The following is a 14300-nucleotide window of genomic DNA, read 5'->3' on the forward strand; positions in this document are numbered from 1 at the left end:
CCGACGACCTCGTGGCCCGCGGCCGCCCGGACGACCTCGCCCTGATCACCCTGACCAGCGGCAGCACCGGACAGCCCAAGGAGTGCGCGCACACCTACCGCAGCCTGACCGCGAGCTGGTCGTGGCAGCCCGCCCGCTGGTCAGCGCGGACCAGCGCCCTCGCTGCGGCCTACGCGCGCTTCCTGCTCTTCGGCACCCTCACCAGCGCGGTGATCTTCGAGCACCTGGGGCTGTGCCTGCTGGGCGGCGGCACCGCCGTCATCGCGGACCCGCCGCTGTCCTTCCCGGAGGTCTTCGCACGGCACCGCATCACCGCCTGCCTGCTGACCGTCCCCCGGCTGCACCACATCCTCAACACCCTGCGCACCGAACCCGCCAACACCATTGATTTCACGAGCCTCCGAGCTCTCCTCGTGGCCGGATCACCCCTGTCGCCCCACCGCCTCGCGGAGGCGGCCGAACGGCTCGGCCCGGTCGTGCACCAGGGGTACGGGCAGACCGAGACCGGCATGCTGACCCTGCTCACCCCCGACGACCTGGCCCGCCGGCCGGACGCGGCGTACGGCTCGGTGGGGCGGCCCCTGAAGGGGGTGGACATCGGCGTGCGGAACCCGGCCGACGGGCGGCCGCTCCCCGAGGGCGCCACCGGCGAGATCTGGGTCCGTACGGCCGGAGCGCTGGCCGGCTACCGCCGGGACGAGGAGGAGACCCGCGCCGTACTGCGGGACGGCTGGGTACGCACCCGCGACCTCGGCCGCCTCGACGAGCACGGCTTCCTGCGGCTCACCGGGCGCACCCGTGACGTCATCATCGTCAACGCCGTGCTGCATTACGCGGGCGCCGTCGAACAGGCCCTCACCGGGCACCCGGACGTCGACCAGGCGTACGTCGTGGGCACGCCCGACGAGCGGACCGGCGAGGCCGCCCACGCGTTCGTCGTCCCGGCGGCGGACCGGCGGCCCGACCTCGCGGCGCTGCGCGACCACGTCGCGGCCGTGCTGGGCCCGGCGAGCGTGCCCGCCACGATCACCGTCATACGGGAGGTGCCGGTGGCGGCGAGCGGCAAGCCGGACAAGAAGGCGCTGCTGGGGCGGGTGGGGGCGGACCGGGCGGCGGAGTGAGGAGCGCGGGCCCTGCGCCGGCCCCTCCAACCCGTCAATCCGCCCTGACGTCGGCCCGTCGGCCCTTCAGCCGCCTGGACCGTCAGCTTGTTGGCCTCTTAGGCCGGCGGGCCCGTCAGCCGCCGCCCGGCCCGTCAGCCCGCCTGGACCGAGGCCCGCAGCGTGCCGTCCGGACCGGCGACCAGCACCGGGGTCCCGGCGCCGCCGAGGTCCCGTACGGCCGCGCGGTCCTCGTCCGAGGCGGACTCCGCCTCGGTCACCACGGCCGCCGCCTCCAGCGACCGCGCGCCGCTCGCGACGGCCATGGCCACCGCCGTACGCAACGCGCTGAGCCGCAACGACTCCAGGGCGACGGTCCCCGCGACATAGGTGCGCCCGGTCTCGTCACGGACGGCGGCGCCCTCCGGCACCCCGTTGCGGGCGCGCGCGGAACGGGCCAGCGTGATGATCTTGCGGTCTTCCGGGTCCAGCGGTGCGGCTTCGCTCATACGGGCGAGCATATGCGCCCCGCGGCCCGGCGGGCACGAAGGGGCGTAGGGCGACGGCCGTCCCTCCCGTCACCCCGCCACCGCATACATCCCGCCCCGGCGGCCCTCCGGCGACGTCAGCCACTCCAGCTTCGCCGCCGTGTCGACCACTGCCGACCGGCGCGGGTCGTGCAGCACGATGGTCAGATCCGGGCGGGCCGGTACCCGCAGCCGGGTGGTCTCGAAGAGCAGGGCGCCGCGAGCGGGTGCTCCAGGTCCTTTGGACCTGCCCGCCGACCTGCACATCCCCGCGCGCCCACAGTTCCGCGAAATCCTCGCTGACCGCGGGCAGTTCCCGTACGACCGACTCGTACCCCTCGTCGCCGGGCCGGCTCGGCCAGGCCGTCCGCACCGCCGCGCTGCTCGTCGCGGCGGTCGCCGCGCCGGCCGCCGCCGGCCTCTCCCGGGCGGTCCGCCGGTCCCGGTCCCGTACGGACTACACGCCCGCGAAGTAGGCCGACGGAGTGGTGCCCAGCGCCCGCCGGAACATGGCGGTGAAGGCGCTGGGGGTGGCATAGCCGAGGCCGGTGGCGACGGAGGTGACCGGTGTCCCCCTGGCCAGCAGGGTGACCGCGTGGACGAGCCTGGCCTGCTGCACCCAGCGGGCCGGGCTCATCCCCGTGGCGGCGGCGAATCTGCGGTGCAGGCTGCGCGGGCTCAGGTGGGCGCGGGCCGCGGCGTACGAGGTCGTCCAGTCCTCGCCGGGGCTGCGCCGGATCGCCGCGCACAGGTCGCGCAGCCGGGGGTCGTCCGGGGCGGGCAGGTGCAGGGCCGGTACGGGGCGCGGCGCGAGTTCGCGCAGGAGCAGGTCCATCACCGTGCCGTCGCGGCCCCGTACGTCGTACTCCACCGGAAGCCGGGTGGCCTCGTCGATCAGCTCCCGCAACAGGGGGAGACCGAGACGACGGTGGGGGCGTCGGGCAGCCGCCAGGCGGACTGCGGCTCGATGTAGAGGGTGCGCATGGCGACCGCGCCCGCGCAGGTCATCGCGTGGGTCAGCCCGGCGGGCACCCACACGCCACGGGTGGCGGGCACCACCCACACGCCGTGTCCGGTGGCCACCGAGATCGCGCCGGTGGTGCCGTAGATCAGCTGGGCCCTGAGGTGCCGGTGATCCGGGATGTGGTGGCCGTCGGGCAGGTCACGGGCCATCGCGGCGACCGGCCGGGGCACCTGCTGGTAGTCGTCCCGGTCCTCGCTCTTGCCGTACACGCCGCCTCGCCTCCCGCCTGCTCCCCGCCTGGCACGTTCTCGACAGAACTTGGCACTCCCGCACAAGCCTGCCACGCCCGCCCCGGCCTAGCGTCGACTCATGTGATCGAACCAGCTTCCGCTCCCCCGCGCACCGACCGCCCGCCCCGCTCCGGCCTGACCCGTCCGACGGCCCTGCTGCTCGCCGCCACCAGCGCCGTCACCGCCGCCAACGTCTACCTGAACCAGCCGCTGCTGGGCGCCGCCGCGCACTCCTTCGGGGTGGCCCCGGACGTCCTCGGCGCGGTGCCCACCGCCACCCAGCTCGGCTACGCGGCGGGCATCCTGCTGCTCGTCCCGGCGGGCGACAGCCACGACCGGCGGCGGATCGTCCTCGGCCTCGGTACGGCGTCCGCGCTCGCCCTCGCCGCCTGTGCCCTCGCGCCCAGCGTGACCTGGCTGGTGGTGGCCGGCTTCGCGGTCGGCCTGCTCTCGCCCGTACCGCAGCTCATCACGCCGCTCGCGGTGGCCCTGGCCGCCGGCGGCGGCAACGCCGACCGGGGCCGGGTCGTCGGCACCGTCCAGGCCGGCCTGCTGGTCGGAGTGCTCGCGTCCCGCGCGTACTCGGGGGCGCTGGCGGAGCAGGTGGGCTGGCGGGCGGTGTTCGGCTGCTCGTGCGTCCTGACGCTGCTGACCATGCTGGTCCTGAGCCGGGCCCTGCCCCGCGTCCCGGCCGCCGCGGCCGCCTCGTACCGCTCGACGCTCGCCTCGCTGCCGCGGCTGTTCGCCGCCCACCTGCTGGTCCGGCGGATCACCGTGTCCGGCGCGCTGGTGGGGATCGCGTTCGGCGCGTTCTGGACGACGCTGACGTTCCTGCTGGAGGGCGAGTACGGGTACGGGTCGACCGAGATCGGCCTGTTCGGGCTGGTGGCCGCGGCGAGCGCGCTGGCCTCCCCGTACGCCGGACGGCTGGCCGACCGGCTCGGGCGGCGCGGCGCGCTCGCGGCGCTGATCGGCCTGGTGATCGCGGGCTGGCTGCTCCTGCTGCCGGGCGGCGGCTCACTGTGGTGGCTGCTGGCGGGCGTGATCGTGCTGGACGTCGGGGTCTGGGGCAGCCAGGCCGCCTCGCAGACGTCCCTGTTCAGCCTCGACCCGGCCGTGCACAGCCGCCTCAACACGCTCTACTTCACCCTGCGCTTCTCCGGCATCGCCGTCGGATCGCTGGCCGGCACGGTGGCCTGGTCGGGCGGCGGCTGGCCCGCCGTGGTGGTCACCGGGACCACCACGGCGCTCGCGGGGCTGTGCGTCGCGGCCGGCCCCGACCGCTTCCCGCTCCGCCGCCGCGGCCGGTCCTGACCGTCACCCCGTCACCGCAGCCCCCATCGTGACCGCTTCCCGCTACGCCGCCGCGGTCAGTCCTGACCGGCCGCGCCGTCGTCGCCCCTGACCGGCTCGCACAGCACCGTGACGATCTTGTTGCGGCGGCCGGCCGGGGCCTCCGCGGTCAGCCGCAGCGCCTTCGGCGAGAGCGCGGACGCGTTCTCGCTGAGGTCGATCTCGGCCGTGGCACCCGCGATCGGCACCCGGCCCAGATGCTTGGCGAGCAGCCCGCCGACCGTCTCCACGTCCTCGTCGTCCAGCTCCGCGAAGCCGTACAGCTCACCGAGGTCGCCGATGTCCAGCCGCGCGGTCACCCGGTACCGCCCGTCGCCCAGGTCCTCCACGGGCGGCAGCTCCCGGTCGTACTCGTCGGTGATCTCGCCGACGATCTCCTCCAGGATGTCCTCGATCGTCACGATGCCGGCCGTACCGCCGTACTCGTCGATGACCACCGCGACGTGATTGCGGTCCTGCTGCATCTCGCGCAGCAGGTCACCGGCGTTCTTCGTGTCGGGCACGAAGACGGCGGGCCGCATCGCCGTGGAGACCAGCTCGGTCTCCGCGTCCCGGCTGATGTGCACCTTGCGGGCCAGGTCCTTCACGTACACGACGCCCACTACGTCGTCCTCGTTCTCGCCGGTCACCGGGATACGGGAGAACCCGGAGCGCAGCGCGAGGGTCAGCGCCTGGCGGATGGTCTTGAACCGCTCGACCGAGATCAGGTCCGTCCGCGGCACCATCACCTCCCGCACCAGGGTGTCGCCGAGCTGGAAGACGGAGTGCACCATACGGCGCTCCTCGTCCTCGATCAGCGACTCCTTCTCCGCGAGGTCGACCAGCGAGCGCAGCTCGGCCTCGGAGGCGAAGGGGCCCTGGCGGAAGCCCTTGCCCGGGGTCAGCGCGTTGCCCAGCAGGATCAGCAGCCGCGGGATCGGCCCCATGATCCGGGCCAGCGGCAGCAGCACGTACGCCGCGGCGGTGGCGGTGTTCAGCGGATGCTGGCGGCCGATCGTGCGAGGAGAAACGCCCACCGCGACGTACGAGACCAGCACCATCACCGCGATGGCCACGGTCAGCGCCTGCCACGTCTGCTCGAAGGAGCGCAGACAGGCGTACGTCACCAGCACCCCGGCCGCCATCTCGCAGCCGACGCGCACCAGCAGCGCGACGTTCAGATAGCGCACGGGATCGGCGGCGACGGCGGCCAGCTTCGCGCTGCCCCGCCGCCCCGACCGCACGGCTTCCTCGGCACGGAAGCTGGTCGTACGGGCGAGTCCCGCCTCGGCACACGCCGCGAGCCACGCGACGACGACGAGCAGAACCGCGACCGCGATCAGCTGGGTGGTCACCGGATCTCCCGCCGTCAGGTGACGGTCGGGGCCGGCGACGGACCCGTCAGCCCGCGCTCGGCACGCCAGCCGTCGACGATCGCCGCCTGGAGGCCGAACATCTCGGCCTTCTCCGAAGGCTCCTCGTGGTCGTACCCGAGCAGGTGCAGGACGCCGTGCACGGTCAGCAGCTGGAGCTCCTCGTCCATGCTGTGCCCGGTCGGCGCCTCCTCGCCCTGCTTCTTGGCGACCTCCGGGCAGAGCACGATGTCACCGAGGAGTCCCTGCGGGGGCTCCTCGTCGTCCTTGGCCGGCGGACGCAGCTCGTCCATCGGGAAGGACATGACATCGGTCGGCCCCGGCAGGTCCATCCACTGGAGGTGGAGCTGTTCCATGGCGTCCGCGTCGACGACGATGACCGACAGCTCGGAAAGCGGGTGAATACGCATCCGGGCCACGGCGTAGCGGGCGACGTCCAGGATCGCCTGCTCGTCGATGTCCGTTCCGGACTCGTTGTTGACGTCGATCGACATGTGGTGCTGCTTCTCGTTTCTCAGGTTCGCCGGCCGTTGTGGCTGTGCTGGCCGTGCTGGCTGTCGTACTTCTCGTACGCATCGACAATACGGCCGACGAGCTTGTGCCGGACGACGTCCTGGCTGCTGAGCCGCGAGAAGTGCACGTCGTCCAGCCCCTCCAGGATCTCCTGGACCTGCCGCAGACCGCTCTTCGTACCGCCCGGTAGATCGATCTGCGTGACGTCACCGGTAATGACGATCTTCGAGTCGAACCCGAGGCGGGTGAGGAACATCTTCATCTGCTCGGGGCTGGTGTTCTGCGCCTCGTCCAGGATGATGAAAGCGTCGTTGAGGGTGTTGTGCGTCAGTAGGTAGTCCTGTGTGACGTACAACGAGTCCTCGGCCGCCACCTGAATGCACACCGCTTCCTCTCGCCCCGCGGGCTCGATGGAGTCGATGAACCGCATCGGGCGTCCGCCGCCCCCGGCCGCGTGGTACTTCTCGGCCTTGCGGGCGAGACGGAAGGGCTCGATGCCTTCGGGAAGACGGATGTCGACGACGTGCGCGTCCCGGCGGTAGGCGCCAAGAGCCGTCCCTTGTTTCCGGCCCTCGGCCGCCCGGCGGCGGCTGTAGGCGACGCCGCCCAGCGACTGGACCAGCGCGATGACATCGTCCCGGAGCAGGATCGATGCCGTCGAGTACTGGACACGGCAGGTTCGGTCGGATTGCGTGACTGGACCACCGTCAGTGTCGAGCAGCCCCTGAAGCACCGCTAGACGGACATCAGCCGAGTTGTAGAGGTAGGCATCCGGCACGAACTTCGAGTAAGACTTACTGCCAAGCAAGTCCAAGCTGCGCAGCGCCTGCTTGAGCGGATGTGTCAAGATGCCGCCTTCAGCATCCTTAGGGGTCGGCGCGCGGTTGATGAGGTAGTCGTAACCTCCTCGCGCCCGAACTTTGGTGCCTGGTACTGCGGCTTCCAGTACGGCCACAAGCTCCGGGTCAGCCGTGGTGAAGGAAGGCGTCCTGGTCCCCGACATGCAGCCGTCGCCGAGCAGGAGCCCAAGCGCATACGGATCCAGCGGAACGTCGCGCTCCGGAAAGCAGACCGGCGCCGTGAGCAACGGCAGCTCGTAGCGGCGGGCCTGCGCCGCGCGGAGATTGCCGATCATCTCCTTGGTCTCCAGGACCCGCCACGGCTTGTCCCGGCGCTTGTCCGACGCGGTGCGGACCGTCCACAGGTGCTCGCCGCAGCACAGGGTCCAGGAACCGTCCTGTGCGGTGACGCGGTAGATGTCCCTCTCGCCCTGCGGATAGACGCCGATAACCGGGGTGGGTTCACCATTGGAGCCAATGACCAGGTCACCGACATGGAGGTCACCGATGGGGCGCCAACCATCCGGCGTCAGTACATTGGTAAACGTAGGCTGGCTGCGACCACGCATATAAGCCAGCGGCGCCACCTCGATCGTCCCCGCCGCCATCAGCCGCGGGATCGAGTCCGGGTCGAGCATGTCGTGCAGCGCGTCGTACAGCGGGCGCAGATACGGGTCGATCTTCTCGTAGAGGGTGCCGGGGAGGAAGCCCAGGCGTTCGCCGGCCTCGACCGCGGGGCGGGTCAGGATGATGCGGTTGACCTGCTTGGACTGTAGGGCCTGTACGGCCTTGGCCATGGCCAGGTAGGTCTTGCCGGTGCCCGCGGGGCCGATGCCGAAGACGACCGTGTGGTGGTCGATGGCGTCGACGTAGCGCTTCTGGTTCAGCGTCTTGGGGCGGATGGTGCGGCCGCGGTTGGAGAGGATGTTCTGGGTGAGCACCTCGGCGGGGGTCTCGCTCGTCGCGCCCTCGCCGTCCGCCGCCGAGCGGAGCATGGCGATGGAGCGTTCCACCGCGTCCTCGGTCATCGGCTGGCCGGTGCGCAGCACCAGCATCATCTCGTCGAAGAGGCGCTGGATGAGGGCGACTTCCGCGGGGTCGCCGGTCGCCCGGATCTCGTTGCCCCGGACGTGGATGTCGGTGGCCGGGAAGGCGTTCTCGATGACCCGCAGCAGGGCGTCTCCGGACCCCAGGACCGTCACCATCGGGTGCTTGGCGGGGACGGTGAACTGGGCGTGCGCCTGCGGTCGTGTAGGTGTCTGAGTCATGGGCCGGCTCTCTGGCCTGCTCATCCCCCATTCGTTGCGCTGCAAGGACGGTGCCCGGCAGCTCGGCTCCTTGGGACACCCAGGGTACGACGGTGCACTGACAAGCCCGAAGCCTTTTCCGGCGTTCTCCTGTTCTCGTGTTCCTCCGGTGACGGAGTGCGCACGGGCGCGTGTTCCGCGGTTGGCCGGCCGTTCACGCGGGGGCGCGCGGCACCGCCGCGCGCGGGCTCTCAGGCGGGGCGGCGGAAGCCGAGCGTCGGTAGGGCGCGGGCCAGCGGCCAGGTGCGGTCCGCGGTGGGCAGCAGGGCGTCCAGGAAGGCGTAGCGGCGGCGCAGCGCGGCCGCGTCCTGGGCGCGGGCCGCCGAGGTGGCGCAGCCGTCCGGGGTGCGTCCGTACGCCTCCGCCCGCACGACGCGCTGCCACCAGGCGGCGATCTCCACCCAGCCCGGCGCGGACAGCGAGCCGCCGAATTCCTGTACGGAGAGGGCGGCGGTCAGTCCGGCGAAGGCGAGCCGGTCGGCCAGCGGCCAGCCGGCCAGCGAGCCGGTGACGAAGCCCGCCACGAAGACGTCGCCGGCGCCGGTCGGGTCCATGGCCTCCACCGCGATGGCGGGCACCTCGGCGGTCTCGCCGGTGCGCCCGTCGACCGCGTACGCGCCCTCGGCGCCCAGGGTGACCACGGCGATCGGCACCCGGTCGGCCAGCTTGCGCGCGGCGGCGCGCGGGCAGTCCAGGCGGGTGTAGCGCATCGCCTCCTCCGCGTTGGGCAGGAAGGCCTCGCAGTGCTCCAGTTCGGCGAGGTCGGCCGGGTCCCAGCGGCCGGAGTCGTCCCAGCCCACGTCGGCGAAGACGCGGCTGCCGCGGCGGGCGGCGCAGCCGAGCCAGCCCTCGGGGCGGCCCGGCTCCAAGGAGGCGACGCAGGCCCGGGACGGCGGCGGGCAGCCCGGCGCGTGCTTGCCGTCGAAGGCGGTGCGGGCGGGGCCGCTGGGCGCTTCGTGGCCGTGCGAGACCATGGTGCGCTCACCCTCGTACGCCATGGAGACGGTGACGGGTGAGTGCCAGCCGGCGACGGTGCGGGACAGCGACAGGTCGACGTGTTCGCCGCGCTCCAGCGCCTCCCAGCAGTACTCGCCGTACATGTCGTCGCCGAAGGCCGCGGCGAGCGAGGTGCGCAGGCCCAGGCGGGCCAGCGCGGTGGCCATGTTGGCGACGCCGCCGGGGCTGGAGCCCATGCCGCGGGCCCAGGACTCCGTGCCGCGTACCGGGGCGGAGTCCAGGCCGGTGAAGATGATGTCCAGGAAGACCGTGCCGGTGAGATACACGTCGGTGGCCGGATCGCCTCCGGTCCGTACGGCGGCCAGGGGGTCGAGCGCGGGCGCGGGGCCCGGCGGGACGTGACCGGCCGGGCCGTTGCCCGAGGTCCGCTGGACATCGTGTGCGCTCACCGTGCCTGCCCCTCTCGTCCGTGCGCGTGACGCCAGTCTGCCCGATGCTGGGGTACGTTCCGGCCCATGAGGCTCACGATTTTGGGCGGCGGGGGTTTCCGGGTACCGCTCGTGCACCGCGCGCTCCTGGACGATCCCGCGCAGGCCGTCACCGAAGTGACCCTGTACGACACCGATCAGCGGCGGGTGGCCGTCATCGCCTCCGTGCTGGCCCGCCAGGCCGAGCGGCGGGCCGGGCCGGGCCGACCGTCCCCCGTCCGGGTACGGGTCGCCGCGTCGCTCGACGACGCGCTGCGGGGCACCGACTTCGTCTTCTCCGCGATCCGCGTCGGCGGCACCGCGGGGCGGATCGCGGACGAGCGGATTCCGCTGGACGCGGGGGTGCTGGGGCAGGAGACGGTGGGTGCGGGCGGCGTACTGTACGGGCTGCGCACGGTGCCCGTCGCGCTGCACATCGCGGAGCGGGTGGCGGCGCTGGCGCCGGACGCCTGGGTCGTCAACTTCACCAATCCGGCGGGGATCGTCACCGAGGCGATGGCGCAGGTGCTGGGCGACCGGGTGATCGGTATCTGTGACTCGCCGGTCGGGCTGGTGCGGCGCGCCGCGCGCGCCGCGGGCGCCGATCCGGACCGGGTGACGTACGGCTACGTCGGTCTCAACCACCTGGGCTGGCTGCGCTCCTTGACCGCCGAGGACGGCACGGACCTGCTGAAGGCCCTGCTGGCCGACGCCGACGCCCTCACCTCCTTCGAGGAGGGCAAACTCTTCGGCGCCGACTGGCTGCGCTCGCTGGGTTCGCTGCCCAACGAGTATCTGCACTACTACTACTTCCGCCGCGAGACCCTCGCTTCCGTGCAGCACACGGAGGAGACCCGCGGTGAGTTCCTGGACCAGCAGCAGGGCGGCTTCTTCGAGGCGGCGTCCGGTGTCTCTCCCGAAGAGGCGCACGCGCTGTGGGAACGCACCCGCCTGGAACGCGAAGAGACGTACATGGCCCACAGCCGGGAGGCGAGCGGCGGCTGGCAGCGCGACACCTGCGATCTGGAAGGCGGCGGCTACGACCAGGTGGCGCTGGCCGTCATGCGCGCCATCGCGGGCGACCGGCACGCGCGCCTCATCCTGAACGTACGGAACGGCACGACCGTGCCCCAGCTCGCCCCCGAGTCCATCATCGAGACGGTGTGCGAGGTGGACGCGGACGGCGCGCGGCCGCTGCCGTGCGCGCCCCTGCGGGAGGACCAGCTGGGGCTGATGCTCCAGGTCAAGGCCGTCGAGCTGGCGACGATCGAGGCGGCCGAGTTCAAGGACCGGGACGCGGCGCTGCGCGCGATGGCGCTGCATCCGCTGGTGGATTCACCGGCGGTGGCCGCCCGCATCCTGGAGCGGGCGGCCACGGACTGACCCGGCGGCCACGGACTGACCGGGCGGGGGCTCAGTGCCCCCGCTTCACCCATTCGTCCAGGTGCGGCGCCTCGGCACCGATCGTCGTCCCGTCACCGTGCCCGGTACGGACCTCGGTCCGCGGGGGCAGCGTCAGCAGCCGGTCCCGGATCGAGTCGACGATGGTCGGGAAGTCGGAGAACGACCGGCCGGTGGCGCCGGGGCCGCCCTGGAAGAGGGTGTCGCCGGTGAAGACCGTGCCGTGCTCGCCCAGGTCCGGCGCGTACAGGCAGACCGCGCCCGGCGCGTGGCCGGGGGTGTGCAGCACGGTCAGGTCGACGCCGGCGACGGTGAGCACCTGGCCGTCCGCCAGTTCCTGCTCCGGCGCCCGGTCCGGGTGGGTCTGCTGCCAGAGCGGCAGGTCGGCCGGGTGCAGGTGGATGGAGGCTCCGGTGCGGGCGGCGAGGGCCGGGGCCGCGTCGATGTGGTCGTTGTGCGCGTGGGTGCAGATGATGGCGCGCAGCGTACGGCCGTCGAGCGCGGCGAAGATCGCGTCGGCGTCGTGGGCGGCGTCGATGACGACGGCCTCGGTGTCGTCGCCGACGATCCACACGTTGTTGTCGACGTCCCAGGTGCCGCCGTCGAGCGCGAAGGTGCCGGAGGTGACCAGGTGGTCGATGCGGGCCGCCATCAGAGCGTCACCACCGAACGCAGCACGTCACCCTGGTGCATCCGCTCGAACGCCTGCTCGATACCGTCGATGCCGATCGTCTCCGTGACGAAGCCCGCCAGATCGATCCGGCCCTGCTGGTGCAGGTCGACCAGCATCGGGAAGTCGCGGGACGGCAGGCAGTCGCCGTACCAGGACGACTTCAGCGCGCCGCCCCGGCCGAACACGTCCAGCAGCGGCAGTTCCAGCTTCATCTCCGGCGTCGGGACGCCGACCAGGACCACCGTGCCGGCCAGGTCGCGGGCGTAGAACGCCTGCCGGTAGGTCTCCGGGCGCCCCACCGCGTCGATCACCACGTCGGCGCCGAAGCCGCCGGTCAGCTCGCGGATCGCCTCGACGGGGTCGGCGGCGCGCGAGTTCACGGTGTGGGTGGCGCCCATCGTCTTGGCCATGGAGAGCTTGCGGTCCTCCACGTCCACGGCGATGATCCGCGCCGCGCCGGCCAGCCGGGCGCCGACGATCGCCGCGTCGCCCACGCCGCCGCAGCCGATCACCGCGACGGTGTCGCCCCGGCCCACGGCGCCCGTGTTGATGGCCGCGCCGATGCCGGCCATCACGCCGCAGCCCAGCAGCCCGGCCACGGCCGGCGACACCTCGGGGTCGACCTTGGTGCACTGCCCGGCCGCGACCAGCGTCTTGTCCGCGAAGGCGCCGATGCCGAGGGCGGGCGTCAGCTCCGTGCCGTCCTTCAGCGTCATCTTCTGCCGCGCGTTGTGGGTGTCGAAACAGTACTGCGGCCGTCCGCGCTTGCAGGCACGGCACTTGCCGCACACCGCGCGCCAGTTGAGGATGACGAAGTCCCCGGGCTCGACGTCGGTCACGCCCGCCCCGACGGACTCCACGACGCCCGCCGCCTCGTGCCCGAGCAGGAACGGGAACTCGTCGTTGATCCCGCCCTGCTTGTAGTGCAGGTCCGTGTGGCACACCCCGCACGCCTGCACCTTCACCACGGCCTCGCCCGGTCCGGGATCCGGCACCAGGATGGTCTCCAGCCGCACCGGCTCGTTCTTCCCCGGCGCGATGACGCCGCGCACTTCCTGTGCCATCGGGACAGCTCCCTCCAAAGATCACGTACGGGATGAATACGGTACGCGTCCCCGGCGCCGGAAGCGCCGGTGCGTCGGGGCGCCGGGCGGCCGCGGGGCCCCGCTCACCACCGCGGCACCCGGGGCGTCACCCACCCCGGGTCGGCGGCCCGCATCGCCGCCGCGTCGTCGCGGTCGCGGTACGTGCCGTCGTCGGCCAGCCAGCGTGCGTGGAGGGCCGCCAGGCGGTCGCGGTCGAGCGTGACGCCGAGGCCCGGGGCGCCGGACACCGGCAGTGCGCCCTCGGTGAAGGCGAGGCGTTCGGTGAGGACGTCCTCCGTCTGCCAGGGGTAGTGGGTGTCGCAGGCGTAACGCAGGTCGGGGACGGTCGCGGCGACGTGGTTCATGGCGGCGAGGCTGATGCCGAGGTGGGTGTTGGAGTGCATGGACAGGCCGACGCCGAAGACGCGGCAGACCGCGGCGAGTTCACGGGTGTTGCGCAGGCCGCCCCAGTAGTGGTGGTCGGAGAGGACGACCTGGACGGCGCCCCGGGTGAACGCTTCCCGGATCTCGGCGAAGGTGGTCACGCACATGTTCGTGGCGAGCGGGAGGTCCGTACGGGAGGCGACCTCGGCCATGTGGGCGGTGGTGGCGGCGGGGTCCTCCAGGTATTCGAGGACGTCCTGGAGCTCGTGGGCGACCTTCAGGGACGTCGGGACGCTCCATGCGCCGTTCGGGTCCAGGCGCAGGGGGTGGCCGGGGAAGGCGGCGGCCAGCGCCCGGATGGCGGCGGTCTCCCGCGCGGGCTCGAAGACGCCGCCCTTGAGCTTGAAGGAGCGGAAGCCGTACGTGTCACGGAAACGGCGGGCCTGGGCGACGATACCGGGCGGGTCGAGGGCCGCGCCCCAGTCGTCGGGTTCGCCGCGGCCGCCGGGGTGTGCGGCCCAGCGGTAGAAGAGGTAGGCGCTGTAGTCGACACGGTCGCGGACCTTGCCGCCGAGCAGGGCGTGGACGGGCAGACCGGCGAACCGTCCCCAGGCGTCCAGGCAGGCGACCTCGAAGCCGGAGAGGACGGAGAGCCGCAGCTTGTCGGCGGTCTGCACACCGCGCAGGCCGCCCGCGGTGACCGCACCGGCCCCGGTGGCCGCCGGGGAGTCGCCGCACACCTCGGCGGCCAGGCGCGGCAGTACGTTCAGGTCCGTGACCGAAAGGCCGATCAGCGCGTCGGCCAGCGGACCCGCCAGGTCGAGGTACTTCGTGTCCCCGTAGGTCTCGCCGAGGCCGGTCGCCCCGCCCGCCGTGGTCACCTCGACGATCAGGCGGGGCGTGTAGGGCTGGTGGACGCCCTGGGTGTTCAGCAGGGGCGGGTCGGCCACGAGGACCGGGGTGAGGCGGATGGCGGTGATGGTGGTGGGAGCGGCCGGCGCCGGGGGCGCCTCCGTCTGCGTATGTAGACGTGATCCGTCCATGGGGACGGAGAGTAGGGAGGCGGGTCCGCGGGCGTCAATGGGGGC

The 14300-nt window shown here is 72.7% G+C and carries 13 protein-coding genes and 1 pseudogene; 3 read left to right on the forward strand and 11 right to left on the reverse strand.

The annotated features are described in order from the left end of the window. Positions 1-11: 11 nt before the first annotated feature. Positions 12-1121, forward strand: coding sequence for an ANL family adenylate-forming protein (locus ACEXOX_RS17505; protein ID WP_406521717.1), 1110 nt, complete (start codon positions 12-14; stop codon positions 1119-1121). A gap of 134 nt (positions 1122-1255) precedes the next feature. Here ACEXOX_RS17505 and ACEXOX_RS17510 read toward each other — a convergent pair whose 3' ends face one another. From ACEXOX_RS17510 to ACEXOX_RS17525, 4 genes and pseudogenes are all read right to left on the reverse strand, one after another. Further along, positions 1256-1609 carry a cytidine deaminase gene (locus ACEXOX_RS17510; protein WP_406521718.1) on the reverse strand — a complete coding sequence of 118 codons (354 nt, stop codon included), beginning with the start codon at positions 1607-1609 and terminating at the stop codon, positions 1256-1258. Positions 1610-1922: 313 nt separating this feature from the next. Further along, a pseudogene (locus ACEXOX_RS17515) lies at positions 1923-2000 on the reverse strand (hypothetical protein); the annotation flags it as partial. Positions 2001-2084: 84 nt separating this feature from the next. Next, the gene (locus ACEXOX_RS17520) at positions 2085-2534 is read right to left on the reverse strand and encodes a helix-turn-helix domain-containing protein (protein WP_406521720.1); all 450 of its coding nucleotides are present in this window, start codon (positions 2532-2534) and stop codon (positions 2085-2087) included. Further along, complete coding sequence (locus ACEXOX_RS17525) at positions 2522-2860, reverse strand: AraC family ligand binding domain-containing protein (RefSeq protein WP_406521722.1); 339 nt, start codon at positions 2858-2860, stop codon at positions 2522-2524. The genes ACEXOX_RS17520 and ACEXOX_RS17525 overlap by 13 nt, the downstream gene beginning before the upstream one ends. Positions 2861-2962: 102 nt before the next feature. Between ACEXOX_RS17525 and ACEXOX_RS17530 the strand changes: the two genes are divergently transcribed. Beyond that, the gene (locus ACEXOX_RS17530) at positions 2963-4195 is read left to right on the forward strand and encodes an MFS transporter (protein WP_406521723.1); all 1233 of its coding nucleotides are present in this window, start codon (positions 2963-2965) and stop codon (positions 4193-4195) included. Positions 4196-4251: 56 nt separating this feature from the next. On the opposite strand, the gene ACEXOX_RS17535 is transcribed toward ACEXOX_RS17530, so the two are convergent. From ACEXOX_RS17535 to ACEXOX_RS17550, 4 genes are all read right to left on the reverse strand, one after another. Continuing rightward, positions 4252-5568, reverse strand: a complete 1317-nt coding sequence (locus ACEXOX_RS17535) for a hemolysin family protein (RefSeq protein WP_030021975.1) — start codon at positions 5566-5568, stop codon at positions 4252-4254. Positions 5569-5582: 14 nt separating this feature from the next. Continuing rightward, complete coding sequence (ybeY, locus tag ACEXOX_RS17540) at positions 5583-6080, reverse strand: rRNA maturation RNase YbeY (RefSeq protein ID WP_030021976.1); 498 nt, start codon at positions 6078-6080, stop codon at positions 5583-5585. A gap of 20 nt (positions 6081-6100) precedes the next feature. Then, positions 6101-8206: a PhoH family protein gene (locus ACEXOX_RS17545; RefSeq protein WP_406521725.1), complete on the reverse strand. Its 2106-nt coding sequence runs from the start codon at positions 8204-8206 to the stop codon at positions 6101-6103. 230 nt (positions 8207-8436) lie between these two features. Continuing rightward, a complete protein-coding gene (locus ACEXOX_RS17550; protein ID WP_406521726.1) occupies positions 8437-9651 on the reverse strand; it encodes a carbohydrate kinase family protein in 1215 nt (404 codons plus the stop codon). A 66-nt stretch (positions 9652-9717) separates the two neighbouring features. On the opposite strand from ACEXOX_RS17550, the gene ACEXOX_RS17555 reads away from it, so the two are divergent. Next, positions 9718-11052, forward strand: a complete 1335-nt coding sequence (locus ACEXOX_RS17555; RefSeq protein ID WP_406521728.1) for a 6-phospho-beta-glucosidase — start codon at positions 9718-9720, stop codon at positions 11050-11052. Between the two features lie 31 nt (positions 11053-11083). On the opposite strand, the gene ACEXOX_RS17560 is transcribed toward ACEXOX_RS17555, so the two are convergent. From ACEXOX_RS17560 to ACEXOX_RS17570, 3 genes are all read right to left on the reverse strand, one after another. Then, complete coding sequence (locus ACEXOX_RS17560) at positions 11084-11722, reverse strand: MBL fold metallo-hydrolase (protein WP_406521730.1); 639 nt, start codon at positions 11720-11722, stop codon at positions 11084-11086. After that, positions 11722-12807: an S-(hydroxymethyl)mycothiol dehydrogenase gene (locus ACEXOX_RS17565; RefSeq protein ID WP_406521732.1), complete on the reverse strand. Its 1086-nt coding sequence runs from the start codon at positions 12805-12807 to the stop codon at positions 11722-11724. Before ACEXOX_RS17565 ends, ACEXOX_RS17560 begins: the two co-directional genes overlap by 1 nt. A 104-nt stretch (positions 12808-12911) precedes the next feature. Further along, on the reverse strand, positions 12912-14255 hold the full coding sequence (locus ACEXOX_RS17570) for an enolase C-terminal domain-like protein (protein ID WP_406521734.1): 1344 nt from the start codon (positions 14253-14255) through the stop codon (positions 12912-12914). Between the last annotated feature and the right edge of the window lie 45 nt (positions 14256-14300).

The organism is Streptomyces sp. Ac-502, assembly GCF_045222935.1.
Classification (GTDB): Bacteria; Actinomycetota; Actinomycetes; order Streptomycetales; family Streptomycetaceae; genus Streptomyces; species Streptomyces monomycini.

What these genes read in the sequence shown, in the direction of transcription:
- ACEXOX_RS17510 (WP_406521718.1), bottom strand. Translation starts at nt 1,609, where the DNA reads ATGAGCGAAGCCGCACCGCTGGACCCGGAAGACCGCAAGATCATCACG.
- ybeY (WP_030021976.1), bottom strand. Translation starts at nt 6,080, where the DNA reads ATGTCGATCGACGTCAACAACGAGTCCGGAACGGACATCGACGAGCAG.
- ACEXOX_RS17545 (WP_406521725.1), bottom strand. Translation starts at nt 8,206, where the DNA reads ATGACTCAGACACCTACACGACCGCAGGCGCACGCCCAGTTCACCGTC.
- ACEXOX_RS17555 (WP_406521728.1), top strand. Translation starts at nt 9,718, where the DNA reads ATGAGGCTCACGATTTTGGGCGGCGGGGGTTTCCGGGTACCGCTCGTG.
- ACEXOX_RS17560 (WP_406521730.1), bottom strand. Translation starts at nt 11,722, where the DNA reads ATGGCGGCCCGCATCGACCACCTGGTCACCTCCGGCACCTTCGCGCTC.
- ACEXOX_RS17565 (WP_406521732.1), bottom strand. Translation starts at nt 12,807, where the DNA reads ATGGCACAGGAAGTGCGCGGCGTCATCGCGCCGGGGAAGAACGAGCCG.
- ACEXOX_RS17570 (WP_406521734.1), bottom strand. Translation starts at nt 14,255, where the DNA reads ATGGACGGATCACGTCTACATACGCAGACGGAGGCGCCCCCGGCGCCG.